We start from the raw sequence: 26,932 nt of genomic DNA on the forward strand, positions 1-26,932 counted from the left end.
TATTTATTTTATTAATTTATTTAATCTTGGTGAATGGCACTTTATCTTCGAAAGCATTTAGAATAAAATTATCTTCCAGTCCGTTTACAATCCAAGTTTCAATATTAGCGTTTTTAGCTACAGTAGCAGCTTCTATTTTAGATTGCATACCTCCACTTCCATGCGTTGATTTTGAATTTACTACTTCACTTTGCAATGCTTCAAAATCCTCAACTAATTCTATAGTTTTTGGCGTACCATTCTCTATAGATTCTTTAGTATATATGCCGTTCGTATTAGTTGCAATAATGAATAAATCGGCCTCCAAAAGCGATGCCGTTAAAGCACCTAATTTATCGTTATCGCCAAATTTAATCTCATCGGTAGCAACCGTATCATTTTCGTTAATGATCGGAATGTAATTGTTATTCACCAACACATTAATAGTATTAACTATATTGGTTCGGCTTTCCTTTTTTTCAAAATCAGAATACGACAATAAACACTGTGAGGTTAACAATCCGTATTCTCTAAAAATTTCCTGATAAATTCTAATCAAATGCGGCTGACCTATAGAAGCCAAAGCTTGTTTTACAAAAACATCCTTTTGTTTACTCTCCAACTTTACAAACTGTTTCGCCACAGCAATAGCACCCGAACTAACAATTACAAACTCACAAGTATCTTTTAATTGTGCAATCTGACTTGCTAAATCCTCGATTTTTCCTCTGGAAATATTATCGGTTTCTTTAGTTAGCGTATTCGACCCAACCTTTAGTAATATGCGTCTTTTCTTCATTCTATCGTATTTGTCCGTTACCGTGAACATACCACTTATTCGTTACTAAATGTTGTAAACCAATCGGGCCACGTTGATGCAATTTATCTGTACTAATAGCCAATTCTCCACCAAGCCCTAACTGACCGCCATCGGTAAAACGGGTTGACGCGTTGTGGTAAACCGCTGCAGTATCTACATTTTCCATAAACACTTTGGCTTCATGATCGTTAATTGTGATAATTGAAGACGAATGGCCACCTGAATATTTATTAATCATCGCGATAGCCTCTTGAGTCGAACCGATTTCAGCTATAGCAATTTTAAAATCTAAAAACTCCTGATACCAGATATCATCTGATTCTATTGGCTGAACACCTTCAAACTTTACTAAATTTTCATCACCTAAAATCTGAACATCAAAGGTTTTTAATTTTGAAATTAAAGTGGTTATAAAGTTTTCCTTATTCAGAAGATTTGAATCAATTAACACTTTGTCTAACGCATTACAGGCCGAAATCTTAGCTGTCTTCGCATTGATAATTACGTTTAAAGCAATCTCTAAATCGGCTTCTTTATGAACATACACGAAATTATTTCCGCGTCCACTGATTATTACCGGACAAGTCGCATGCTGCTTAACAAATTCTATTAATCGCTCACCGCCTCGAGGCACAATTAAATCCACTCTTTGCGTTGGTTTTTCTAAAAATGCCTGGGTTTCAGTTCTGTTATATTGCAAATACTCTACCCAATCAGTCGAAGCTCCATTAGCTTTTAACGCTTCATGCCACAACTCCACAATTTTTAAATTAGAACTGGTTGACTCCTTTCCGCCTTTGAGTAAAATTTTATTTCCCGATTTAAAGGCTATACCTGCAGCCTCAACAGTGACATCTGGGCGTGATTCATAAATAATCAATACCGTACCAAACGATGCCGTTTTATTATACACCTGCATGCCATTATCATGTTTGAAACTAAAACGCTCAACACCAACGGGGTCTGCCTGAGATGCCAAATGGGTTACAGATGCAATCATTTCATCTACTTTGGCATCATTCACTTTTAAACGATCGTACATGGAAATATCGTCACCATCGTAAGCCTCCAAATCGCCTTTGTTTATTTCTATAATCGCCGCTCGTTCCTGTTCTAAAAGAGCAGCCATTTTTAGTAATACAGCATTTCTTGTTTCAATTGATAATAAGGTGTTCATTTTTTATGTCCTTATGTGATTTCTCCTATCGGTGAAATGACACGTTATTTTATTACACTTCAACCGCTTCAAGTTCCTTTTTTAATGCCTTGAAAAACTGATCGATGTGTTCTTTTTTAATAGCTAATGGCGGTAAAATTCTTAATAACTTTTTATTCGAAGCTCCACCGGTAAAAATGTGATGATCATAAATTAATTTCTTTCTTAAATCACCGACTTCAAAATCGAATTCTAAACCAATCATTAAGCCGCGTCCTTTAATATTTTTTATTTGCGGAATAGTTTTAGCAACCGAAACGAAATACTCTGACATCGCATTTACATTGTCGATTAAATTTTCTTCTTCAATGGTGTTTAACACCGCTAAACCTGCAGCACAAGCTAGATGATTACCTCCAAAAGTGGTTCCTAACATCCCGTATTTTGCTTCAATATCCGGATGAATTAAAATTCCTCCGATAGGGAATCCATTTCCCATGCCTTTAGCAATTGAAATCACCTCAGGAGTCACATTATAATGCTGAAAAGCGAAGAATTTCCCTGAACGTCCGTAACCAGATTGCACCTCATCGGCAATAAAATAGGTGTTGTTCGCTTTACAAAGCGCATCAACCTGCTCGAAAAATTCTGCTGTTGCCTGATCTAAACCACCAACACCCTGAATAAACTCAACAATAACAGCACAAACATCACCTTTTTCCAACTCGGTTTTTACACCTTCAATATCATTTAACTCCAGAATGGTCACTTCCTGCTGTGCATTAATTGGCGCAATAATTCCAGGGTTATCGGTTGCTGCAACAGCGGCCGATGTTCGTCCGTGAAATCCGTTTTTAAACGCCACCACGCGTGACTTTCCGGTTTTAAACGAGGCTAATTTTAAAGCATTTTCATTCGCTTCGGCACCTGAATTACACAAAAATAAATTGTACCCTTCGCAACCTGAAAGGGCTTCTAATTTATCGGCCAACTCTACCTGAATCGGGTTTTGAATTGCATTCGAATAAAATCCTAAAGCATTCACCTGATTGGTAATAGCAGCCACATAGTTAGGGTGCGCATGACCAATGGAAATCACAGCATGACCACCGTAAAGGTCTAAATATTCGGTATTATTTTCGTCGTAAACGTGAATACCTTTCGCCGAAACAGGCGTTACATTATATAATGGATAAACGTCAAATAATGGCATTTTAATTCTTTTTAATTTGATTAATCTTTTCAAATGAAGCGACAATTCCCTGGATTAAGGCTGAACTTAATCCGTTGTGCTCCATGGCATTTAAACCTTCAATGGTACAACCACTCGGGGTCGTTACACGATCGATTTCCTGTTCCGGATGCTTACCACTTTCAATTAATAAACTGGCCGCCCCGAAACACGTTTGTGTGGCCAATTGATGTGCTTCATGAGCTTCAAACCCTAACTGGATAGCACCTTGCGTCGTAGCACGAACCAAACGCATCCAAAAAGCAATTCCGCTAGCGCAAATAACCGTTGCCGCCTGTATTAATTCTTCTGGAATTACCAAGGTAGTTCCTAACTGATTAAAAATATCCTGAGCTAAACTCACTTTATCCTGAGCTCTATCATTGGCTGCAATACAGGTCATCGATTTTCCTATGGAAATCGCTGTATTTGGCATCACACGCATAATATTTTTATCGCTACCAATAATGCTTTCAATTCTAGGAATCTCAACACCGGCAGCCACAGAAATAACAATATGGTTTTCGGTAATTTTTCCTGACACTTCTGCAAGAACCTTGTCGATATGTTTAGGTTGTAAAGCGAAAATAACAATATCTGACTGTTCTACAGCCCAAGCATTATCGTTAGTGGTTTTTACATTTTCAACGCCTTTAAACGCCTCTAAACTACTCGCTTTTCGGCTACTTAAATACAATGAAAAGGTATTATTTTTAATGAGTCCGTTAGCTATTGAACTTCCTAAATTACCGATTCCTATTACTGCTATTTTCATATGTTGATTGGTTCGTTTTTATTAGAAATAAGTCGCTTTTAAATTCAACCCCGTGGTTTCCTCTAAACCAAACATTAAGTTCATATTCTGAACGGCCTGTCCGGAAGCTCCTTTCAATAAATTATCTATAATACTGGTAATTAACAACTTTCCATTATGCTTATGCACATGAATTAAACACTTGTTAGTGTTAACTACTTGCTTTAAATGTAATTCGTCATCAGAAATGAATGTAAATTCAGCACCTTTATAAAACTCTTTATAAAGCGCTTTAGCTTCCTCTACCGAACCTTCAAAATCGGTGTAAAGCGTCGCAAAAATACCTCTTGAAAAATTTCCACGGTTAGGCATAAACAAAATATCAGAATCGAATCCGTTTTGTAATTGCTTCACCGACTGGTTAATCTCACCTAAATGCTGATGCGTAAACGGTTTGTAATACGAGAAGTTATTATCGCGCCACGCATAATGTGAAGTCGCCGATAACGACGTTCCTGCACCAGTTGCACCGGTAACCGCATTAATATGTACATCGGTATTTAATAACCCTGCATTAGCTAAAGGCAATAACCCCAACTGAATTGCCGTTGCGAAACAGCCCGGATTAGCAATATAACTGGCTTGTTTAATAGCTTCTTTTTGTAGTTCTGGCAAACCGTAAACAAAAGTTTTTCCGTTGAAAACTTTATCGGCTTCTAACCTAAAATCGTTTCCTAAATCGATGATTTTCGTGGTCTCAGAAAAAGTGTTTTCTGATAAGAACTTTACCGAATTTCCATGTCCTAAACACAAAAACAACACATCAACATCTGGATTTACCGTATCGGTAAACTCTAAATCCAGAGAACCAACAAGGTCCTGATGAATTTTACTTATTTTATTTCCTGCGTTAGATGTACTGTATACAAAGTTAAGTTCTGCTTGAGGATGATTGATTAATAATCGAACCAATTCCCCGGCAGTATACCCTGCTCCTCCAATAATTCCAACCTGAATATTTTTCATTTTTATTTGTTTTTTAACCATGTGGTGAGATGCTGAAACAACACTTCGACTCCGCTCAGTATGACATTTCAGCATGACAACTCTTGATTATTTTATTTTGAGTTTACCTGTTGGTAAATTTTATTCTGATTACCAAAGATTTTAATAAACCCTTTCGCTTCATCTGCCGTCCAGCCCTTATTCTCTTCTCCGTAGCTGCCAAACTTCGCACTCATTAAATCGTGTTCAGACGAAATCCCATCTAAGGTAAAGTGGTAAGGTTTTAAAGTTACCGTTACATCACCACTTACTTTGTCCTGACTACTTTGTAAAAAGGCTTCCATATCGCGCATTACCGGATCTAAATACAGACCTTCATGTAAATGCATACCGTAGAAACTCGCAATATATTCTTTATGTTGTAATTGCCATTTGGTAAGTGTGTGCTTTTCTAATAAGTGGTGTGCTTTAATGGTGATTAAAGCAGCTGCAGCTTCAAAACCTACACGACCTTTGATACCAACAATAGTATCTCCGACGTGAATATCGCGACCAATCGCATACGCTGATGCTAAATTATTTAAGGTTTCAATATTGATTTCAGAATCATTCTCCACACCATTTACAGCAACCAATTCTCCTTTATCAAAGGTTAATTTTACTTTCTCTTCTTCGGTATGTTTTAACTGAGACGGATACGCTTCACTTGGTAATGGTTTTTCAGAGGTTAAGGTTTCCGAACCTCCAACGCTGGTTCCCCAAAGTCCTTTGTTAATAGAATACTTCGCTTTTTCCCAAGGCATATCGACACCATTTGCTTTTAAATAGTCGATTTCTTCCTGTCTTGTTAATTTTTTATCTCTAATAGGTGTAATAATTTCAATTTCCGGAGCAAGCGTTTGGAAAATCATATCGAAGCGAACCTGGTCGTTTCCTGCACCTGTACTACCATGAGCTATGTACTCGGCATCAATACTTTTTGCGTATTCAATAATTTCAATAGCCTGAACAATGCGCTCTGCACTTACAGATAATGGATACGTATTATTTTTTAAAACGTTTCCAAAAATTAAGTATTTCACTACTTTTTGGTAGAATGTTGCTACAGCATCTATATTTTTATAGGTGGTTACCCCCATTTTATAGGCATTTGCTTCAATTCTATCTATCTCGGCTTTGGTAAATCCACCGGTGTTCACACTTACAGCATGCACTTCAAATTCTTTTGATAAACTTACTGCACAATACGAAGTATCTAACCCGCCACTATAGGCAATTACTAATTTTTTCATCTGCTATATTACTTTTGATCTTTTTTTTTTAAGAACATGGTTTCTTTAATATGTTTTAATCTATTGAAAACCTTTTCTTTAATTTTTTTATGTTTTTCATCCTTTGCTTTAGGGTCGTAAAGCATACCTGTACACAAACACATTTTTCTATTGGTTCGTGTTAATACGTCATAGTTTCTACAGGTTTGGCAACCATCCCAAAATGTTGAATCGTCGGTTAACTCAGAAAACGGTACCGGTTTATATCCTAAATCGCTATTCATTTTCATTACCGCCAAACCGGTAGTTATACTAAATACTTTAGCTTCAGGAAATTTTGTTCTTGAATGCTTAAATATTTTGTGTTTTATCTTTTTGGCCAGACCTACATTCCTGTAGTCTGGATGTACTATCAATCCTGAGTTTGCCACAAATTTACCGTGTCCCCAAAGCTCTATATAACAAAAGCCGGCAAATTTATCACCTTCCAAGGCGATAACAGCATTACCGTTCTCTAGTTTTTTGGTAATATATTCAGGAGAACGTCTAGCAATACCAGTCCCTCTAACAGCGGCCGATTCGGCAATAGTATCGCAGATAATTTCTGCGTATTTAGCATGTGATTTATTGGCAATTAATACCTCAATGTTTTTCATAAACCAATCTAGGTTATAAATAAAATATTATAATTTAAATTTTGTTGCTTGTTTTTGAATCCGAATAAAATTAAAAGAATTTAACCTAAAAAATAGCACATCACCTTGAAAGTGAGTTAAGTTTAGGTAAAATAAATGGATTCTTTTCTTTTGAGGAAGCAGGGCACACCTACTTCTAAATAAATTATTAAACCCTCAAGGGGCGGCGAAAACGACGTGCAGGGATAAATGCGTTAAATAATATGCTCATAAACTGAGCATTAACTTGAGTATAAATATAATTTGTCGTTTTCATAATAGTAACTCTAAATCGTCGGCATAAGCCCCTTTCGTTAACTAGATGAAGCAAAATTACATATTTTTTTCAAACAAAAACATGCGTTCTATAAAAACCTCAATTTTTCATCGAAAATTATTAATATTTCTCCAATTTTCGTTTTTTACTTACAAATAACTCGTGTTAAGATATTTCTATTGAAAATTTCACAAATAATCACTATCTCATCAACCTATATATAACTGGTTAAATTTCAAATTACATGAAAATTAAATTATACAATATGCCACATAAGTTTATTTATATATTTGCTTTTAGCCTATCGACTTAAAATTTTAATAAACTATTCGTGAAAAAAAACACCACACTTCTCATCTTTATTTTACTATATTCTTTTCAACTAATTTCTCAAAATCAAATCTTTATCAATGTAAAAAATAGCGACGGAAACAACCTTAAAAACTCAATTATTCATCTAACACCTGCTGTTAATTATTCGATAAATGTTTCAAACGGATTATATCAATTATCAAACATTCCCAATGGCAATTACAAACTTTCTTTAACCCATTTAGGCTTTAAAGATATTCATGAGGCTATAACGATTAACAATAAAGATTTGGAATTATCTTATATTCTTGAAGATGATTTACTAAATCTGGAAACCGTGATTATTACCGGAAATTTCAGCCCCAAATCAAAATTACAATCCAGTACCTCTGTTAGCACATTACATAAAAATAACTTATCAAAAATTGCACCTCGTGGCACTGCTCAAATACTTCAAACTGTTTCCGGAATGTTTACAGATGCTTCTGCAGGAGAAGTATTTACTCGTGTTTATACTCGAGGTGTTTCAGCGTCAGCAGAAGACGACATGGGTTGGTACTATATTTCACTTCAAGAAGACGGCTTACCCATAAGCCTTATTCAACATTCGTATTATGCTCCCGATATTTTTTATCGAAATGATATAACAACCACTAAACTGGAAGCCATTAGAGGAGGAAAAACATCTATCACCTCAATGAATGCTCCCGGAGGTATTTTCAATTTTATTTCTAATGGAAAGAGAAATGCTTTAGGAGGAGAAATTCAATTGCAATCTGGTGTCCAAAATAACAACAACATGTTATACAGAATTGATGCTACTATAGGAAGCCCCTTAGGTAATAGTTGGTTTTTTAACGCGGGAGGCCATTACCGTCATGATGATGGGGCCAGAAATACTAATTTCACTTTTAGTAAAGGCGGACAACTTAAATTTAATCTTAGAAAAGAGAATGATAACGGTTATTTTAAATTCTACGGAAAATTTCTTAATGACAAAACCAATCGTTACACTGGTGTAGCCGCTAGGAATTGGAACGATCCAACTCCTGCTTTCGGACAAAACTTCAATTCAATGGCCTTGATGATGCCAGAATTTAAAACTAAAATCCCTGATGGTCGCAATTTAACTTCCTCTAATACTTTCAATCCCGCCCAAGGTGTTCATGCCAAAGACTATGCTTTTGGGTTAGATTTATTTCAAGATTTAAACAACAGCTGGAGCATAAAAAACAATATTAAATTCTCAGCGAAGATAGCAAATTGGCAAACATCTATTAGTAATGCCTTCGTTTCCCTAAATAATCCGTTAGCTTATTTTATTACTGGTGCTCAATTTCCCGTAGGAGAAGTTGTTTTCAGAGACACTCAGTCTGGTTCTGAAATTGCAAGAATTGACAATAGCGGAATTTTATCTGGTGAGTCTTTTCTATATTTGACCGATGGTCGCCTTCCAAACGATGCCATTATGGGAACATCTACCTGGTTAAAAAACAATACGGCCGACGAATTAATTCAACAATTAACACTAAGTAAACAACTAAAAAGTCATAACCTTGATTTTGGATTAGCATCCGGATTTTCAAAAACTTCAGTATTTACTCAAGGTAGTTTTGGGTTTGTTACTTACGATACGAATCCGAAGATGTTATTCGTAACATTAGAAAACCCTGATCAACCTGTTGTAACCTTATCAGATGAAAACGGAATTAGCAACTATGGCGGCCTATTTTTCGGAAATAGCAGAGCTAACATAACTCAGCTAGCAGCTTTTGCGAATGACAGCTGGGATCTTACAAATAAACTTAATTTAGATTTCGGTTTAAGGTTTGAATCCATAACACACAAAGGCAGTAACGACCGTTACGAACCTTTCTCTCAAGAAGGAGGCTTAGACGAAAATCCTCTTACGGATTATGACAATGGTATACTAACTCCTTCCGGAGAAATAGATGAATTTAATAGCACATACAATTACATTTCTTATTCGGCTGGCATTAATTATAAATCCTCCAACCACACAGCTCTTTTCGGGCGTTATTCTAAAGGCAATAAAGCTCCTGAATTAAATTATTATTTCAATAATTTCTCTAATGTTCCTATTAACGAAAAAGGGGAAATTCAAAAAATACATCAAATTGAAATTGGTTTAAAGTCAAGTTTAAAACATATTTCAGTAGCCGGAACATTATTTTATAGTCAGCTTGAAAATATAGGCAGTTCGAATTTTGAATTTGACAATGCTAATAATTCAATTTTCTATACTCCTATTCAATTTAACTCCTCTGAAACCTTTGGATTAGAATGGGAAAGTGTTTATGCTCCAATAAACAACCTCAGATTTATATTTAACGGAACACTTCAAAATCCTAAAACCAAATCCTGGACCCTTTATGAAGCATCAGGAACTGCAGATGCAGCAGATGATAGTATTACTGACTATTCAGGCAATACTCTACCCTTTAACCCTAAACTTATGTTTAACATGACTACTGAATACAATTTGAAAGCCTTTTCAAGTTTTATGACATGGCATTTTATGGGCAAACGAGAGGCTAATGTAGCAAACGCATTCCAACTTCCCGCTTATAGTATTTTCGATTTAGGGTTAGAATACAAAATCACAAAGAACATGACTGCCAGCTTACTCATCACCAATCTTTTCAATTCTGAAGGTCTTGCTAATTTTTATGGAATCAATAGCTTTGGTGCCAGTGCTAATGGTACAACAAAATCTTACATTGAAGAAAACCCTGATGCAAGTTTTATCGTTGTACCAGTGTTACCTTGGGGTTCAATTTTAAAATTAAGCTATACATTTTAAGACAAAAAAAGAACTTACTTTTTTTTACTCCATAATGTAAAAATTCAAACTCTTCAAAATATTATCAACCTTTTATTTGTGTGGCTTTTATTTTTAATATCCATGAAGTCAAAAGTTAATCGAATATAAAAATTATCTATATATAAAACCTCAAAAACACTAATTAGGGCAAGAGCCCTAATTAGTGTTTTTTTTACTATATTTGACTTATTTTAAAAAAGACAATAACGAAATTAAATCAAAGCTTAATCGTATTAAATATGCATTTTAAATATAAACTAACCTTCCTCCTTATTGCGTTTACAATTTTATTTTCTTCTTGTTCTAATGAAAAAAAAGCACCAAACGTAGTAATCATATTGGCTGACGACTTAGGCTATGGTGATCCTCAAGTTTATAATTCAGAATCAAAGATTCCAACACCTAATATTGACAATTTGGCAAGTGAAGGTATGCGTTTCACCGATGCTCATTCTCCAAGTAGCGTATGTACACCCACCCGCTATGGCATATTAACTGGAAGATACGCCTGGCGAACAGATTTAAAAGAATGGGTGCTTAAAATGTGGGATAAACCATTAATAGAAAAAAACAGATTAACTTTTCCTAAATTATTAAAAACCAAAAACTATCAAACAGCATGTATTGGTAAATGGCATCTAGGGTGGCTTTGGCCTTCGAATATTAATGGAGAATATATGAACGATACCATTGCTATTGGAAACAACACCTTAAAAGACAGAAACAATTTTTATGAAAAAATAGATTTTTCAAAACCGCTTGGGGGTGGACCTCTAGAAGCTGGTTTCGATTACTATTATGGTGATGATGTACCCAACTTTGCACCGTATGCATTTTTCGAAAACGATAAACTCTTAGAAATTCCAAACCATATTAAACCTAAAAATATGTATGGCGCACCAGGACCAATGGCTGAAGGCTGGGATTTAACTAACGTGATGCCAAAAATTACAGAAAAAGCAGTAAACTACATCGAACAAGAATCTAAAAAAGAGCATCCCTTTTTCCTGTATTTTGCATTAACCGCCCCTCATACTCCAATTGCTCCCACAAATCAATTTAAAGGAAAAAGTCAAGCTGGCTTATACGGCGATTTCGTTAATGAAGTAGATTGGTCTGTTGGTCAAATTATCAAAGCACTTAAAAAATCAGGCCAGTATGAAAACACTCTTCTAATTTTCACCTCTGACAACGGTTCACCACAAAGAGATGGCACTAATATGGGTGGCGAAATTACATCGGTAAAAAAATATGGACATGACCCAAGTAAACCTTGGAGAGGTATAAAAGCAGATGCTTGGGAAGGTGGTCATCGCGTACCTTTTATAGTTACTTGGCCTAAAAAAATTAAAAAAAATACGGTAAGCAATCAACTTGTTTGTCAAACCGACATTATATCAACTGTTTGTTCTATCCTTGGTATTGAAAAAGACACAAATTCAATGGAAGATAGCTACGATATATCTACAGTTTTATTAGGCAAAGACAATAAAAATAGCTTAAGACAAACTATAGTTCATCATTCTGGAGATGGCACATTTGCCATAAGAAAAGAGAATTGGAAACTTATTTTAGGTAAAAACTCTGGAGGATTTAGTAAGAATTTAAAAATTGAAGGCTTTCCTGTAGAAACAAAAGGACAACTTTACAATCTTGATATCGACCCATCCGAACAGCATAACCAGTATGATATTAATCCTGAAAAGGTAAAGGAATTAACATCCATACTCAATCAGTATAAAATAAAAGGATATAGTAATCACTAAAAAAGCTAAACTAAAAATATGAAACATCATTTTTCCTTTGTAATTACTCTTCTTGTAGTAACAGTAGGGTTTTCTCAAAATAACAAATCATTTGCTGACCATTGGGAATTTGTGGGCACTGCTATTGAGGAACCTGGCTATACCATTTGGGGCACATCACCCATAATAGATGAAGCTGGTAAAGTACATCTTTTTGTTGCTCGATGGCCTTGCGAACTCAACGTTGATCCAGGCTGGCGTACGCATAGTGAAATAGCTCATTACATTGGAGATTCTCCTGAAGGTCCGTTTACATTTTTAGATGTTGTAGTAGAGGGCGATATTGACCTAAAATCTCCAGTAAACCCATTAGTTACCAAAATATATGCTCCACACAACCCAGTAATTAAAAAAACCGAAGATTCTTATGCTTTGTTTTATATTGTTAATGATGGTATTGAAAAACATCCATCTAACCAATACATCTGTATGGCAGTATCTAAAAGCTTGTACGGCCCTTGGAAAAAAGCCCCCGAAAATGGAAAAATACTTACCCCTCCTTCAAATCCAAACTACTGGAATTACAAAGCTAGTAATGGGGTAAATAATCCAGCCTTTTTAGAACATCCAAATGGCGGCTACTTTCTATATTTCAAATCTGAAAAAGCCAAAATGGGTCTTGCCATCGCTGAAAATCTTGAAGGCCCCTATGTTCAACTTCCTTTTCCTGTTACAGCAAACGATCAAAATATAGAAGATGGTTATGCTTTTATGTATGATGGGCAATTTTGCCTGCTCACTACCGACAATCATGGTATTATAGAAGCCGGAGGTGGTATTCTTTGGAAATCAAATGACGGTATTCACTTCAATGAATATGAAAAAGGATTTCATCGTATCAATCAATACACCAATGTCAATATGGATAAAGCAGCGGTACATTATGGCCCAAAAACTAAATCTTATGCAAAATTTGAACGTCCTCAGATTTTATTTCTAGATAATAAGCCTGCTTACCTTTATGTCCCTTCTGGAACAAATATTTATGGTGGTGATTGTACTATAAGTTATATTCTAAAATTCAAAAATTAAAATACATTAACAAGCAAACAGTAATTAATAGTCAATTTTTTAAAAAAATAACATGTCTAAATACATATATATTTTAATTATTTTTCTTTTTAACTCATTAGAAACTACGGCGCAATCTAAAACTGCAATTCCCATACCAACACAAGCGCAATTAGATTGGCAAAATGCAGAATTAGTTGCTGTTTTTCATTACGATCTACATGTTTTTGATGGAAAAACCTATAACCAATCACACAATAGAATCACACCTGTAGAAGATATAAACATATTCAATCCAGAGCAACTAGACACAGACCAGTGGATAAAATCGGTTAAAGATGCAGGTTGTAAAATTGCTATTTTAACGGCTACTCACGAAACAGGTTTTGCCCTTTACCAAAGTGATGTTAATCCTTATTCTCTAAAAGCCGTTAAATGGAGAGATGGCAAAGGTGATATTGTAAAGGATTTTGTAGAATCGTGCAGAAAATATGGAGTAAAACCGGGAATTTACATTGGAATTCGTTGGAATTCGTTTTTTGGTATTCACGACTTTATAGTAGAGGGAAACAGTGATTTTGCTAAAAACAGACAGCAACATTACAATCGCATGTGCGAGGGCATGGTAGATGAGCTTATGTCACGCTATGGCGATTTAGCTATCGTTTGGTTCGATGGTGGAGCCCACGGACCGGAAAAAGGCGGAGCAGATATTTTACCGATTGTAGAAAAATATCAAAAGGACATTGTTTTTTATCACAATACACAAAGAGCAGATATTCGTTGGGGAGGGAGTGAATCTGGTACTGTACCTTACCCTTGTTGGGGTAACTACCCTTTTCCTTACTCGCATTCAACTAATCAAGAAGTTATTTTTAAAAACAACTTTAAGTTATTAAAAACAGGAGATCCGAATGGAAAATTTTACATGCCGGCTATGAGTGATGCACCGTTAAGAGGATTTAATGGTCGCCATGAGTGGTTTTGGGAACCTAATGACGATGAAAACATTTATCCTTTAAAAAATTTAATGGATATGTATTGTAATTCTGTAGGACATAACACATCTCTCATTTTAGGTATCACTCCAGACCCTAATGGCTTAGTTCCTGAAGCAGATGTAAAACGTCTTAAAGAGTTCGGTGAAAACATTAAACGCAATTTTTCAACCCCTGTAGCGAGTGCCTCTGGTAACAAAAGTAAACTAACTGTAAAACTTCCTAATGCACAAGAGGTTAATCAGGTTGTGATTACAGAAGATATTTCACATGGTGAACGTGTTAGAAACTTCATTCTCGAAGGCAAAACAAAAAGCGGATGGAAAACTATTTTCGAAGGCTCATGTATAGGACATAAATTCATCTATAAATTCGATGGCATAGAGGTCTCTCAAGTACGTTTAAAAATAACAGCATCTCAAGATACCCCTAAAATAAAATCATTTGAGGTTTTTCACATTACCGACTAAAATATTAAGCCATGTTTAAAACACGTTTACTATATATATCAGCTGGCTTTTTAGCTTTTCTACTCGTGGCTTGTTCTTCAAAAAAAACAAAAACGATAGCCTGTGTTGGTGATAGTATTACGTTTGGAGCCAGACTGGAAAACCCGGACCAGGATTCTTATCCTGCTAAATTACAGACTCTTCTTGGCGCTAATTATAATGTCATTAATTTTGGAGTAAGCAGTTGCACTCTTATTCGAAAAGGTAGCCCTAATGTTTGGCAACAACTACAAGGCATAAAAGAGTCACAGCCAGACCTTGTTATTATAAGTTTAGGAACGAATGATACTTGCGGTATGGGCACCTGTGGCTCAAGAATATGCTGGGAACATAACGATGAATTTAAGTCAGATTATATTGATTTGATTAATGAATTAAAGCAAATCCCTTCACACCCTGAAATTTATATTTGTGCACCAACCCCAATGGTATTGGAAACTCCAGGATTAAATGATGAACGTATAAAAGGTTTAACCATCAGAAAATCACGTTTACAAAAATTAATAAACATCATTCAAACAGTGGCTAATAAAGAGAAAGTCAACTTTATAGATTTAAACACACCATTAAATAATAAACCCGAGTTTTTCACCGTAGAAGATGGCGTTCATCCAAACAAAGCAGGCTATCTAACTATAGCTGAAATAGTAGCAAAGGCTATAAACGAATAAATCGATTAAACGCAACTTGGAAATCATGACAAAAAAATAGTGTTGGCAATTATATCAGTATTTATAGCCTTGTCCTGTTTTTTACAAAGCAATAAAAATTCAAATTCTAAGAAACCTAATGTTCTTTTTATTCTAGTTGATGACCTTGGCTAGTCTGATTTAGGATATACAGGAAGTTCTTTTTATGCAACTCCAAACATTGATAATTTGGCAGCTAACGGTACTATTTTCACCAATGCCTATGCTGCCTGCCCCGTATGTTCTCCGTCTCGAGCAGGAATCATGACAGGAAAGACTCCCGCACTATTAAACCTTACAGATTATCTTCCCGGAAATAAAAGTTATGGCCCTCACAAAGACCAGACATTAACATCTCATGCCTTAAAAAACTATCTCGATTTAAATGAATACACCATTGCTGAATCTTTTAGGGATGCGGGTTATAAAACAATGATGGCAGGAAAATGGCATTTAGCTGAAGAAGAAAAATATTATCCACAATTTCAGGGATTTGATATTAATATATGAGGTAATAACACAGGGCATCCATCGTCAGGTTATTTTTCTCCTTATAAAAACCCAGAACTACCAGATGGTTATGAAGGAGAATATTTAACCGATCGTTTAACCAATGAGGTTATTCATTTTATAGAACAAAACAAGAACCAGCCGTTTTTCGCTTATCTCTCCTTTTACACTGTACATTTGCCTATGCAAGGAAAGCCTGATAAAGTTAAAAAATATCAGGAAAAATTAAATACCATAAATAGCTCAAATGATGGTTTCGTTTTAAATGGTAAAACATGGATAAAACAGCAACAAAATATGCCTCATTATGCTACCATGGTTGAAAGTATGGATGAAAATGTTGGTCGCGTAATAGAAACTTTAAAACGACTTAAATTAGAAGAAAACACCATTGTGGTTTTTACATCAGATAATGGTGGAATGGCAACAAATAATCGTACAGACAATATTCCAACAAGTAATTTACCTTTAAAAGCCGGTAAAGGATATTTGTATGAAGGAGGTATTCGCGTATCACTGGTTATTAAATTCGGCGAAAAATATAACGGACAAACATGTGAAATACCCGTTTCAGGTATAGATTATTACCCCACTTTGTTAGATCTTGCAAATATAGAAAACAGTAAAGCTAAAGACTTAGAAGGTCTCAGTTTGAAATCTGCGCTTGAAAATAAAATTCTTAAAGATCGACCTGTATTCTGGCATTATCAGCACTATAGTGGTGGTTTGGGAGGCACACCATCTGGAGCTGTTCGTCTTGGTGATTTTAAATTAATCGAATTTTATGAGGATATGAGCGTAGAGCTTTATAATATTAAAAAAGACATAAGTGAAAGTCAAAATCTTGCTAAGATTAATCCTGAGAAAGTAGAAGAACTTAAAACCCTTTTGCATGAATGGCGTAAAAATGTTAACGCTAAAATGCCATATCCAAATCCGTATTATTCAACCCCCAATTAAAAATCAAAACTCTTAAAATTTACGACGCAACAAATAATTAGGGCAAACGCCCTAAATAAGTTATTTTTATTTATATTTGACATTCACTTCTAAGAAAGATGAATACCAAACAGAAAATAATTAATCAGGCAATTGCCCTTTATAACGAACACGGACTTAGAAATATTACAAGTCGGGACATCGCTAAATCTCTAGGAATGAGTCATGGGAATTTAGAATATCATTTCCCTACTAAAGAAGATCTTCTTATGGGAATTTACGGTGAAATGCGCAATGAAATTTCTAAGGTTTATGAAATTGAAGATGCGACGAAAGATCCAATGATTCAATTTAACGAATTACTTCTACAATTAGAAACCTTTCAAACCAAATACCTGTTTTTCAATTTAGATGTTTTAGAAATTTCCAGAAATTTCCCAAACCTAAACACCCTGCTAAAAGCTACCTTGAGAGTAAGACGTGAACAAATGACCGATTTTTATGAACGCTTTAATGCTTTTGGATATCTAAAAAAAGAATCCCTACCCGGCAGTTATTTAAGATTACAACACAGCATTCGTATTCTCATAACCTTCTGGAATTCTCAACAAGAAATATTTCCAAAATTTGCAACAGAAGAAGAACCAAAATTAACAACCTATGTTTGGGAGCTGGTATGGCCCCACTTGACCAAGCAGGGTAAAATAACTTACAATAAACTCTAAATTATATGAAATCTATCGCCATTTGGGACTTATTAGTTATCATCATTTACATTGTTGGTATCGTATTACTCGGTCTTTGGTATTCACGTAAAAAAAAGAAAACCAGTGAAGGGTATTTTCTGGCTGGTAAATCTTTAACCTGGTCTGTTATTGGAGCATCTCTTTTCGCTTCAAACATATCAACAGTACATCTAGTAGGATTTGCCGAATCTGGATTTAGAGAAGGCCTGGTTTGGGGTAATTTTGAATGGTTCTCGGCCTTCGAACTTCTTATTCTTGCCTTTGTGTTTATCCCATTTTATTTACGAACAAAAATAACAACACTTCCTGAATTTCTTGAAAAACGTTACGATGGACGATCTCGGGTAATCCTGGCTATTTTTAGCATTTTGGCAGCCTTGTTTATGCATATTGGCGTTAGTTTTTATGCAGGTGCAGTCGTTTTCGAATATATTTTCGGCATTAACATTTGGATTTCCATTATTATTATTGCCATTGCAACGGGAATTTATACGGTTGTAGGCGGATTATCTTCGGTTGTTATTACTGAAACTGTACAAACTATCATTTTAATTTTCGGCTCCTTAGTGATTTTAATCTTGGCTATATTACAATTACCTGAGGTTGGAATTCATTCCTATGAAGCTCTGAAAGAAGCTGTAGACCCAGACCGTTGGAATGCCGTAAGTTTTAACACCGAAAAAACCGGGTTTACCTTTAGCGATATTCTTTTAGGTCATCTGGTACTTGGTATTTGGTATTGGTGTACCGATCAAACCATTGTACAACGTGTATTAGGCGCCAAGTCGGAACAGCAAGCTAAATTAGGTGCTATATTTGCTGGATTTCTTAAAATCCTGCCCGTATTTTTAATGATTGTACCAGGTATATTAGCCTTTGCTTTATTCCAGGATCAAATTGGTGAGGACACCAAGAATGTATTACCCATAATGATTATGGAATTGATGCCTTTAGGTCTTAAAGGATTAATGATAGCGGCGTTATTAGCTGCTGTAATGAGTAGTGTTGCCGCTGCATTAAACAGTTGTTCTACTTTAATTGTATACGATGTGTTCGAAAAGCTAAAACCAGGACTTAACGACAAAACCAAAATACGCATTGGTCGAATTACAGGAATTACCGTGCTAACTATAGCCACCATCTGGTCTCCTTTTTTAGGTAATCTCGGTGCCATATTCGAACTTATAAATCAAATGTTTAGTATTTTTGCACCTTCGATAGTTGCAGTATTTCTGTGGGGTATTATTTATCGAAAAGGTACGGCAAATGCATCGTTTGCTACACTCTTAATAGGAAGTTTATTCGCTGGAGGAGTCTTTTTATTTGAAAAATATGGTTCTTTTAATGGTATGACCAATTTTGTTTCAAATCCCGAAGGACTAGGCATTAACTGGCTAAGACAAACCTATGTCTTTTTTATCGTATCTTCTGTAATTTATTTTACAGTGTCCTATTTTGATAAGTCCAACCAGAACGTTTCCAGTGCCTTTTATTTAAAAATTAAAAACCCTTCAACTTTAGTAAACATAACTGCTTTGGCTTTGGTTGTTATTATGCTGACCATTTACACTATATTTTTCTAAAAAATGAAACATTCCAATGCTAAGAAATACTGCTATATAGGATTAAATCCAATTTTGGATTCATTTAAATCCCTGAATAATAACATAAAAGGTTACCGTGAAAACGACCTCACTTTTGTTATTACAACAACATCCTATGAATCCCTAAATGAGGATAAAAAGCAGATGGAATCCTATTTTAAGGAAATACATGGCCCCTTGGAGCGCATATTTAAAAAGCCTGAAACCGCAATAAATAAAAACACACCAACAGCGAGCAAACAACTAGTTTTAACTCTTAATTTACAACCAGACCCTGAACTTCGCAAAGAATATATCGATATTCATAAACCAGATGCCATCTGGCCAGAAATCATCAATAACATGAATACCATGGGGGTTTTAAACATGGAATTATACCTGCAAGAATATAGGGTATTCATGATTATGGAGGTAAAAGACACATTTGATATATATGCCGATTCAGAACGTTGGGGGAAACTTCCTCGGGAAAAAGAATGGCAAGACTATGTTTCAAAATTTCAAAGAATTGATAAAAACAATGACACCTTCGAAAAGTGGCAAATTATGAAACCAATGTTTTAAAAATGACTATTAAACAAACCATAGATTTACCATCCAAACCATTACCTATAATTATTATTGGTGCTGGTGGTATTGTAAAAGATGCTCACCTACCAGCTTATCAAATCGCTGGATTTCGAGTGCTTGGTATTTATGATATTGACAAAGAAAAGGCTATTAGTTTAAAATCGGCATTTCCAATAGTTGAGAAGATTTATAATTCCTTTGAAGATGCTATTTCAGAAAGCATGACACATCAGGTTATTTTTGACTTAGCTTTACCGGCAGCCTTTCATATTGAAACTTTAAAAAAATTACCCAATCACAGTGTCGTTTTACTTCAAAAACCAATGGGTGAAACACTAGCAGAAGCTAAACAAATTAAAACCATTTGTAACGAAAAAGAACTGACCGCTGCCGTAAATTTTCAGTTACAATTTGCTCCATACATGATTGCTGCCAAACAACTTATTAATGACGGGTTACTTGGTGATGTATATGACATGGAACTAATGGTTAATGTGAATACGCCATGGCATTTATGGGATTTTCTTTTCGACCTTCCTAGAGTAGAAATTCTATATCACAGCATTCATTACTTTGACCTGATACGTGGATTTTTGGGCAATCCAGAAAAAATTTATGCCAGTACCAGAAAACACCCTAAAATGCTAGATTTAGCCTCTACTCGCACCACGGCCATATTAGACTACCCAAATCATGTTCAGGCACGTATTATTACAAATCATGGGCACAACTTTGGATTAAAACATCAAGCCTCTTACTTTAAAATTGAGGGTTCAAAAGGTGCAATTCATATTCGGATTGGAGTTTCATTGGATTATCCAAATGGGATGCCACCTACTTTTGAATATTATAATCTAGAGGCCCCTGAAAAAGGTTGGCAAAATCTTAAACTTGAAGGCAAATGGTTTCCACATGCCTTTATCGGCTCCATGGGAGTGCTTCAAAAACACTGCATAGACAAGAGTTCTCCTTTACCAAACAGTGTTGAAGAAGCCTTAGACACCATGAAAATAGTTGAAGCCGCTTATAAATCAAGTGATTCAGGGGGTCTAACCTTCAACTCGATAGAATAATAATAATAATAATACAAATACATCTTTTAAAAGAAAAGTCATAATGAGTCAAATTATAATACTAAAAGGAACATCCTCTGATACAAGATTCCCACTTGAAAACGGCGCAGGTTCTGATGCCGTTCACTTAACTCCTATCTATGCTTACGCCATATGTAATTTACAAACGAATACCAATCTGGTAGGAACTGGTCTTGCTTTTACCCTAGGAACAGGAAACAAATTGGTATGCGACGCTATAGACTATTTAGTTAAACATATTGAAGGCAAAGATATTGAAGATTTAATGGCTGACTTTGGCACCTACTACAAAGCCATGTCAGACGACCCTAATTTCAGATGGCTAGGACCACATAAAGGTGTGGTGCATTTGGCCTTAGCAGCAGTAGTAAATGCCTGTTTTGATCTTTGGGCTAAATCTAGACAAGTACCTTTATGGAAATTACTGATTGATCTTTCTCCTGAAGCTTTGGTTAATACTTTAGACTTTTCATTTTATGAAGACGTTTTACCTAAAGAAGAAGCCTTAACTTTATTAAAACAGCAACAAAATGGCATAAATGAACGAAGCAATATCCTAAAAGACGGTTATCCGGGTTACGACACTTCGATTGGTTGGTTTAATTATTCAGATGAAAAAGTCGCTGAAAACATAAAAAAAGCAATGGACAAAGGCTTTACAGCCATGAAACTTAAAGTGGGTTCCAAAGAAGCTTCACGTGATTTACGCAGAGCTGAACTCGTTAGAACTATTGCTGGAGATGCCGCTACCATTATGTTTGACGCTAATCAGCAATGGAATTTACCTCAAGCAATTGACATTTGTCATGAACTTAAAAAACTAAATCCGTACTGGGTTGAAGAACCAACACATCCTGATGATGTATTTGCTCATGTAGAGTTGGCCAATCAAACCAATGTTAAAATTGCATTAGGAGAACACGTCCCTAATAAAATCATCTTTAAAAACTTCATGCAATCGGGTTGTATGTCTTTTAACCAGGTAGATGCTGTAAGAGTTGGTGGTGTTTCAGAATTTATACTAATTAGCTTACTATCTAAGAAATTTAATATTCCGGTTGTTCCTCATGTTGGTGACATGGGACAAATCCATCAGCATCTGGTTCTATTCAATCACATCACTATTAACCATCCCGTAGTGCTTTTAGAACATATTCCACATTTACGTGACAAATTTAAACACCCTGCAATAATAGAAAATGGTCGCTATCTGGTTCCTCAAGAACCTGGTATGAGTAGTGATTTACTCTAAAAACGAAAGCATCATAAAAACAAAAAATCGAGGGTTTGGACCCTCGATTTTTTTATAGTTATCATTTTTTCCTTTAACTTATTATAAGATATAATCTGTACTGATAAAATTAGACACTTTTTTATCTAAAAGTTCATTTAAAATAGCCCTGTTGTAATCATTATCCTTTGAAGCTACAAAAGTTCGAATAGAAAATGATCGCAAGGCATCATGCACACTTAAAGTACCATAAGCCGAATCTTTTCTTCCGGTAAACGGATACACATCTGGTCCGCGTTGACAAGAGCTATTTAAATTAACACGACATACTAGATTCACTAAAGTGTCAATTAACGGCGCTAAGGTTTGTACATTTTTACCAAACAAGCTCACCTGCTGTCCGTAATTCGATTCTGCCATATCATCTAAAGGCTCTTCGATATCTGCAAAAGATATCACTGGAATTACAGGACCGAACTGTTCCTCCTGATATACACGCATCTCTTTATTCACAGGATAAAGTACTGCTGGATAAATATAATTTTCAGTCGTCTCTCCTCCCTTTTCATTTAAAATTGATGCCCCTTTTTCTAAGGCATCATCAATTAATTCCTGAATATAAGCAGGCTTTTCAACTTCTGGAAGTGGTGTTAATTTAGCGCCTGATTCCCATGGATTCCCAAATTTCAACTGATCGACTTTATAAGAAAAACGCCTGTTAAACTCTTCTGCTACCGATTCATGAACATACACCACCTTTAAAGCAGTACAACGCTGTCCATTAAACGATAAGGTTCCGGCAATACACTCTTCAACAGCTAAATCTAAATCGGCGTCTGGTAAAATAATCGCCGGATTTTTAGCCTCCAATCCCAAAACCATACGTAATCTGTTTCCTTTAGGATGTTGCGATTGTAACGTGTTGGCCGATTTACTATTCCCTATTAACGCCAACACATCTATTTTACCCGACTGCATGATTGGTGTTGCCAACGTTCTACCACGGCCATAAACAATATTCACAACGCCTTTAGGAAAACTACTCTGAAAGGCTTCCAGTAATGGACTTATCAATAAAACACCATGTTTAGCAGGCTTAAAAATTACCGTATTCCCCATAATCAGCGCGGGAATTAACAATGAAAAGGTTTCATTAAGCGGGTAATTATATGGCCCTAAACATAATACAACCCCTAACGGACCACGACGAATATGTGCATAAACGCCTTCACTCTTTTCAAACTTAGCAGAATCGCGATCAATTTGTTTGTAGGCTTCAATGGTATCATAAATATAATCTACGGTTCTATCGAACTCCTTTTCTGAATCTGGAAGATTTTTTCCAATTTCCCACATTAAAAGCTTAACAATTTCCTCGCGCTTGGTCTTCATTTGCTCTACAAACTTTTTCATGCAAGCAATTCTGTCAACCACCTTCATAGTAGGCCATAAACCTTGACCTTTATCAAAAGCATCTAATGCTGAATTTAAAGATTCCATTGCTTCTGCCTCGCCGAGTTGCGGAATAGTTCCCAACAAAGTAGGCCTATAGTCTTCAGTTGAAGAAATCGTAGAATACACCTCTGCAGTTTCTCCGTGCCACTCTTTAAGCTCTCCAGAGACCAAATAACTATTTTGATGCGTGAGTTTGTTTATTCTATATGGTTCAGGTATTTCTGAAAATTTCGTTTTCATTTTTAATTGGTTTTAGTGATTAAAACTAGAGTTAAAGTTACTCATATTTTAACGAACAACGACTCAAAACCATCACATTGCGAATAAAAATACTGTATTTGCAGCATTAATTTGAAACCTTAAAAAAAACGAAAGTGCTACAACGTTTTCGGGTATAAAAAAGATAAAAACATTAAATTCAAAAGTCGACTAGAATATAAAAGGTGAAAACGATCAAATAATACACTTTTATGAATAATATAATTGACATTTTTAAGACATAAATTTATTTATTTTACTTGTAATCAAATCTTAAAAAACATGCATATTAAAAATAGCATCTATTTTCTAACTATTCTTTCACTGTTTTCTTGTAAATCAGACAACCAAAAACAATATACAAGTAAACCTAATATCATTTACATTTTAGCCGACGATTTAGGTTATGGAGACATTGGTGCCTACGGTCAGGATAAAATTGAGACACCAAACATCGATTTATTAGCAAAAAACGGTATGCTGTTTACTCAGCATTACAGTGGCGCTCCGGTATGTGCACCGGCACGGTCGTCTTTACTAACAGGAACCCACATGGGACATTCCTATATTAGAGGAAATGATGAATGGCAACGTGGAGAACCTGGCGATGTCTGGAATTATCGGAAAGTTGCTGCAGATTCGACTTTAGAAGGACAACGTCCGTTACCTAGAAACACCCTGACCATTGCTAAACTTTTAAAACAAGCCGGCTACACCAATGGTATGTTTGGTAAATGGGGATTGGGAGCTCCACATACGGAATCTATTCCGACAACTATGGGGTTCGATTATTTTTTCGGATATAACTGTCAACGTCAGGCACACACATATACCCCTTTACACTTATACGAAAACGAAAAGCGCTATTATTTAGCGAACGACACGGTAGCTCCTAATACCAAACTTGATAAGGGTGCAGACCCAAACAACCCAAGCAGTTACAGTAAATACACTCAACCATACTATGCACCAGATGTGTCTTTCGAAAAAATGATTGGATTTATCGACTCTCTAAAAAAAGACGAACCATTTTTTATTTACTGGGCCTCACCTATTCCGCATATGCCATTACAAGCACCGAAAAACCGGGTCGATTATTACCTTAAAAAGTTTGGAGACGAAGCACCTTATATCGGCAATAAAGGCTACTTCCCTAATTGCTATCCAAAGGCAACTTATGCCGCAATGGTTTCGTATTTAGACGAAAATATAGGAAAATTAATTGCACGCCTTAAAGAAACCGGAAAATACGACAACACCCTCATTATTTTCACTTCCGATAACGGCCCAACCTATAATGGAGGAACAGATTCGCCTTGGTTTGACAGCGCCAGACCTTTTAAAAGTGATTACGGATATGGAAAAGGATTTGTTTATGAAGGTGGAATTCGTGTTCCAATGATCGCTTCATGGCCGGGTAAAATAAAGCCTAACACAACCACCGACCATATCTCTGCCTTCTGGGATGTCATGCCAACCTTTTGTGATATAGCCCAAATTGCACCTCCAGAAACCATTGATGGTATTAGCTTCTTAAATACCTTAATTCAAAATGAGAACCAAAAAGAGCATGAATATTTGTATTGGGAATTTCCTGAGTATAACGGACAGGTTGCAGTTAGAATGGGGAACTGGAAAATGATCTGGAAAGACATAAAAAAGGGAAATACAGAAATCGAACTGTATGACCTTAGCAAAGATATTACCGAAGAACACAATATTGGCGAAGATCACCCGGAAATCATTCAGCGTTTATATTCCATAATTAAGCAAGAACATCGCACACCGGAAATCGACCAGTTTAAAATTGAACCTATTGAAGAATTAGTGAATAACAATCTCCATCATGAATAAAAAAAGAGCGGTTAAATAACCGCTCTTTTTTATACTAGAAACTGAAACAAATCAGGTTTATTATTTAGGTAATCTCCAAAGAAATTACGTTGTTTCATTTTGGTAATTAAAGGCTCCAGATCATCCGATGATTTCAACTGAATTCCAACGACTGCCGAACCATTCTCGCGATTGGTCTTCTTTGCATACTGGAAAAAAGTAATATCATCGTTAGGCCCTAAAATATCTACCACAAATTCTCGTAAGGCTCCCGCTCGTTGCGGAAACTTGACAATAAAGTAATGTTTTAGATTGGCATATAGTAAGGCACGCTCCTTAATTTCTGCCGTACGGGTAATATCGTTATTACTACCACTTACCACACAAACCACATTTTTCCCTTTGATCTCCTCGGCGTAAAAATCTAAGGCTGAAATACTCAATGCTCCGGCCGGCTCCACTACAATAGCATCTTTATTATAAAGCTCTAAAATGGTTTCGCAAACCTTCCCTTCCGGCACTGTAATCATATCGTGTAAATTGGCTTTACAGATTTCAAAGGTTAAGTCGCCGACACGTTTTACCGCCGCCCCGTCAATAAATTTTTCAATATCGTCTAATTCAGTATTAACACCATTTTGCAACGACACTTTCATAGATGGCGCGCCTTCCGGCTCAACACCTATAATCTTGGTATTTGGAGATAAGGTTTTAAAAACAGTTGACAGTCCAGAAGCTAATCCACCACCACCAACGGCGATAAAAACATAATCGATAGGTCCTGTTGTTTGTTCCAGAATTTCCATTCCAATAGTCGCCTGACCTTCAATTACCTTTTCATCATTAAAAGGGTGTATAAATGTCTTTTTCTGTTCTGCACACTCCTTCATCGCCGCATTATAGGCATCGTCGTAAGTGTCGCCTATCAGCTTAATTTCAATATAATCCTCTCCAAACATTTTAACCTGCTCCACCTTTTGATTTGGTGTCGGGGCAGGCATATAAATACTTCCCTTAATTTTTAATAATTTACAGGATAATGCTACGCCCTGCGCATGATTTCCGGCACTAGCACAAACCACGCCGCTAGCAGATTCTTCGGCCGTTAACGAGCTTATTTTGTTATAAGCCCCTCTAATCTTATAGGAACGTACCTGCTGTAAATCTTCACGCTTTAAAAGTATGTTAGCATCAAACTGTTTAGAATACCTTAAGCTTGGGCTTAAAGGCGTAACTGCCGATACCTTTTTAATGGTATCGGCAGCTACTTTAACATTATCAATACTTGGAAAATATATGGTTTTCCCTTTTTCCATAAATGTATTTTTTAATATCTCGCTTTCGCGGAACTTGTAA

Annotated in this window: 20 protein-coding genes and 1 pseudogene; 12 read left to right on the top strand and 9 right to left on the bottom strand. The window is 35.8% G+C overall.

The window, feature by feature from the left end; all coding sequences use genetic code 11:
- Positions 1 to 16: 16 nt before the first annotated feature.
- The 7 genes from proB to ICJ84_RS12190 form a co-directional block, all read right to left on the bottom strand.
- The gene (gene proB / locus ICJ84_RS12160) at positions 17 to 778 is read right to left on the bottom strand and encodes a glutamate 5-kinase (protein ID WP_188216679.1); all 762 of its coding nucleotides are present in this window, start codon (positions 776 to 778) and stop codon (positions 17 to 19) included.
- A 1-nt stretch (position 779) separates the two neighbouring features.
- On the bottom strand, positions 780 to 1,976 hold the full coding sequence (locus ICJ84_RS12165) for a glutamate-5-semialdehyde dehydrogenase (RefSeq protein ID WP_188216680.1): 1,197 nt from the start codon (positions 1,974 to 1,976) through the stop codon (positions 780 to 782).
- Between the two features lie 52 nt (positions 1,977 to 2,028).
- Positions 2,029 to 3,168, bottom strand: coding sequence for an aspartate aminotransferase family protein (locus ICJ84_RS12170; RefSeq protein ID WP_188216681.1), 1,140 nt, complete (start codon positions 3,166 to 3,168; stop codon positions 2,029 to 2,031).
- A 1-nt stretch (position 3,169) separates the two neighbouring features.
- Complete coding sequence (proC, locus tag ICJ84_RS12175; RefSeq protein ID WP_188216682.1) at positions 3,170 to 3,961, bottom strand: pyrroline-5-carboxylate reductase; 792 nt, start codon at positions 3,959 to 3,961, stop codon at positions 3,170 to 3,172.
- A 21-nt stretch (positions 3,962 to 3,982) separates the two neighbouring features.
- Complete coding sequence (gene argC / locus ICJ84_RS12180; RefSeq protein ID WP_188216683.1) at positions 3,983 to 4,966, bottom strand: N-acetyl-gamma-glutamyl-phosphate reductase; 984 nt, start codon at positions 4,964 to 4,966, stop codon at positions 3,983 to 3,985.
- A gap of 92 nt (positions 4,967 to 5,058) precedes the next feature.
- Entirely contained in the window at positions 5,059 to 6,237 is a 1,179-nt protein-coding gene (locus tag ICJ84_RS12185; RefSeq protein ID WP_188216684.1) for an argininosuccinate synthase, read from the bottom strand.
- Between the two features lie 8 nt (positions 6,238 to 6,245).
- Positions 6,246 to 6,863: a GNAT family N-acetyltransferase gene (locus ICJ84_RS12190; protein WP_188216778.1), complete on the bottom strand. Its 618-nt coding sequence runs from the start codon at positions 6,861 to 6,863 to the stop codon at positions 6,246 to 6,248.
- Between the two features lie 635 nt (positions 6,864 to 7,498).
- On the opposite strand from ICJ84_RS12190, the gene ICJ84_RS12195 reads away from it, so the two are divergent.
- From ICJ84_RS12195 to ICJ84_RS12245, 11 genes and pseudogenes are all read left to right on the top strand, one after another.
- A complete protein-coding gene (locus tag ICJ84_RS12195; protein ID WP_188216685.1) occupies positions 7,499 to 10,303 on the top strand; it encodes a TonB-dependent receptor in 2,805 nt (934 codons plus the stop codon).
- A 260-nt stretch (positions 10,304 to 10,563) separates the two neighbouring features.
- Positions 10,564 to 12,090, top strand: a complete 1,527-nt coding sequence (locus ICJ84_RS12200; RefSeq protein ID WP_188216686.1) for a sulfatase family protein — start codon at positions 10,564 to 10,566, stop codon at positions 12,088 to 12,090.
- Between the two features lie 18 nt (positions 12,091 to 12,108).
- Positions 12,109 to 13,161, top strand: coding sequence for a glycoside hydrolase family protein (locus tag ICJ84_RS12205; protein WP_188216687.1), 1,053 nt, complete (start codon positions 12,109 to 12,111; stop codon positions 13,159 to 13,161).
- 52 nt (positions 13,162 to 13,213) lie between these two features.
- Complete coding sequence (locus tag ICJ84_RS12210) at positions 13,214 to 14,608, top strand: alpha-L-fucosidase (RefSeq protein WP_188216688.1); 1,395 nt, start codon at positions 13,214 to 13,216, stop codon at positions 14,606 to 14,608.
- Positions 14,609 to 14,619: 11 nt separating this feature from the next.
- On the top strand, positions 14,620 to 15,318 hold the full coding sequence (locus ICJ84_RS12215; protein WP_188216689.1) for a DUF459 domain-containing protein: 699 nt from the start codon (positions 14,620 to 14,622) through the stop codon (positions 15,316 to 15,318).
- 168 nt (positions 15,319 to 15,486) lie between these two features.
- Positions 15,487 to 16,806: pseudogene (locus ICJ84_RS17015) on the top strand (sulfatase); the annotation flags it as partial.
- A gap of 98 nt (positions 16,807 to 16,904) precedes the next feature.
- A complete protein-coding gene (locus ICJ84_RS12225; RefSeq protein WP_188216690.1) occupies positions 16,905 to 17,510 on the top strand; it encodes a TetR/AcrR family transcriptional regulator in 606 nt (201 codons plus the stop codon).
- 5 nt (positions 17,511 to 17,515) lie between these two features.
- Positions 17,516 to 19,114 carry a sodium:solute symporter family transporter gene (locus ICJ84_RS12230; RefSeq protein ID WP_188216691.1) on the top strand — a complete coding sequence of 533 codons (1,599 nt, stop codon included), beginning with the start codon at positions 17,516 to 17,518 and terminating at the stop codon, positions 19,112 to 19,114.
- A gap of 3 nt (positions 19,115 to 19,117) precedes the next feature.
- On the top strand, positions 19,118 to 19,699 hold the full coding sequence (locus tag ICJ84_RS12235; protein ID WP_188216692.1) for an L-rhamnose mutarotase: 582 nt from the start codon (positions 19,118 to 19,120) through the stop codon (positions 19,697 to 19,699).
- Positions 19,700 to 19,701: 2 nt separating this feature from the next.
- A complete protein-coding gene (locus ICJ84_RS12240) occupies positions 19,702 to 20,778 on the top strand; it encodes a Gfo/Idh/MocA family protein (RefSeq protein ID WP_188216693.1) in 1,077 nt (358 codons plus the stop codon).
- A gap of 43 nt (positions 20,779 to 20,821) precedes the next feature.
- Positions 20,822 to 22,051: an enolase C-terminal domain-like protein gene (locus ICJ84_RS12245; protein ID WP_188216694.1), complete on the top strand. Its 1,230-nt coding sequence runs from the start codon at positions 20,822 to 20,824 to the stop codon at positions 22,049 to 22,051.
- An 81-nt stretch (positions 22,052 to 22,132) separates the two neighbouring features.
- Here ICJ84_RS12245 and ICJ84_RS12250 read toward each other — a convergent pair whose 3' ends face one another.
- On the bottom strand, positions 22,133 to 23,725 hold the full coding sequence (locus ICJ84_RS12250) for an NADP-dependent glyceraldehyde-3-phosphate dehydrogenase (protein ID WP_188216695.1): 1,593 nt from the start codon (positions 23,723 to 23,725) through the stop codon (positions 22,133 to 22,135).
- Positions 23,726 to 24,025: 300 nt separating this feature from the next.
- Here ICJ84_RS12250 and ICJ84_RS12255 point away from each other — a divergent pair, with 300 nt between their 5' ends.
- Positions 24,026 to 25,597: an arylsulfatase gene (locus tag ICJ84_RS12255; protein WP_188216696.1), complete on the top strand. Its 1,572-nt coding sequence runs from the start codon at positions 24,026 to 24,028 to the stop codon at positions 25,595 to 25,597.
- A gap of 29 nt (positions 25,598 to 25,626) precedes the next feature.
- On the opposite strand, the gene ilvA is transcribed toward ICJ84_RS12255, so the two are convergent.
- Positions 25,627 to 26,892 carry a threonine ammonia-lyase IlvA gene (gene ilvA / locus ICJ84_RS12260; protein ID WP_188216697.1) on the bottom strand — a complete coding sequence of 422 codons (1,266 nt, stop codon included), beginning with the start codon at positions 26,890 to 26,892 and terminating at the stop codon, positions 25,627 to 25,629.
- Positions 26,893 to 26,932 lie beyond the last annotated feature (40 nt).

The organism is Aestuariibaculum suncheonense, assembly GCF_014596935.1.
GTDB classification, from domain to species: Bacteria; Bacteroidota; Bacteroidia; order Flavobacteriales; family Flavobacteriaceae; genus Aestuariibaculum; species Aestuariibaculum suncheonense.

Excerpts from the sequence above, each read along its gene's own strand:
- ICJ84_RS12245 (WP_188216694.1), top strand. The coding sequence starts at position 20,822 with ATGAGTCAAATTATAATACTAAAAGGAACATCCTCTGATACAAGATTC.
- ICJ84_RS12240 (WP_188216693.1), top strand. The coding sequence starts at position 19,702 with ATGACTATTAAACAAACCATAGATTTACCATCCAAACCATTACCTATA.
- ICJ84_RS12210 (WP_188216688.1), top strand. The coding sequence starts at position 13,214 with ATGTCTAAATACATATATATTTTAATTATTTTTCTTTTTAACTCATTA.
- argC (WP_188216683.1), bottom strand. The coding sequence starts at position 4,966 with ATGAAAAATATTCAGGTTGGAATTATTGGAGGAGCAGGGTATACTGCC.
- ICJ84_RS12185 (WP_188216684.1), bottom strand. The coding sequence starts at position 6,237 with ATGAAAAAATTAGTAATTGCCTATAGTGGCGGGTTAGATACTTCGTAT.
- ICJ84_RS12205 (WP_188216687.1), top strand. The coding sequence starts at position 12,109 with ATGAAACATCATTTTTCCTTTGTAATTACTCTTCTTGTAGTAACAGTA.
- ICJ84_RS12170 (WP_188216681.1), bottom strand. The coding sequence starts at position 3,168 with ATGCCATTATTTGACGTTTATCCATTATATAATGTAACGCCTGTTTCG.
- ICJ84_RS12200 (WP_188216686.1), top strand. The coding sequence starts at position 10,564 with ATGCATTTTAAATATAAACTAACCTTCCTCCTTATTGCGTTTACAATT.
- ilvA (WP_188216697.1), bottom strand. The coding sequence starts at position 26,892 with ATGGAAAAAGGGAAAACCATATATTTTCCAAGTATTGATAATGTTAAA.
- ICJ84_RS12215 (WP_188216689.1), top strand. The coding sequence starts at position 14,620 with ATGTTTAAAACACGTTTACTATATATATCAGCTGGCTTTTTAGCTTTT.
- proB (WP_188216679.1), bottom strand. The coding sequence starts at position 778 with ATGAAGAAAAGACGCATATTACTAAAGGTTGGGTCGAATACGCTAACT.
- proC (WP_188216682.1), bottom strand. The coding sequence starts at position 3,961 with ATGAAAATAGCAGTAATAGGAATCGGTAATTTAGGAAGTTCAATAGCT.
- ICJ84_RS12165 (WP_188216680.1), bottom strand. The coding sequence starts at position 1,976 with ATGAACACCTTATTATCAATTGAAACAAGAAATGCTGTATTACTAAAA.
- ICJ84_RS12230 (WP_188216691.1), top strand. The coding sequence starts at position 17,516 with ATGAAATCTATCGCCATTTGGGACTTATTAGTTATCATCATTTACATT.
- ICJ84_RS12235 (WP_188216692.1), top strand. The coding sequence starts at position 19,118 with ATGAAACATTCCAATGCTAAGAAATACTGCTATATAGGATTAAATCCA.
- ICJ84_RS12250 (WP_188216695.1), bottom strand. The coding sequence starts at position 23,725 with ATGAAAACGAAATTTTCAGAAATACCTGAACCATATAGAATAAACAAA.
- ICJ84_RS12255 (WP_188216696.1), top strand. The coding sequence starts at position 24,026 with ATGCATATTAAAAATAGCATCTATTTTCTAACTATTCTTTCACTGTTT.
- ICJ84_RS12225 (WP_188216690.1), top strand. The coding sequence starts at position 16,905 with ATGAATACCAAACAGAAAATAATTAATCAGGCAATTGCCCTTTATAAC.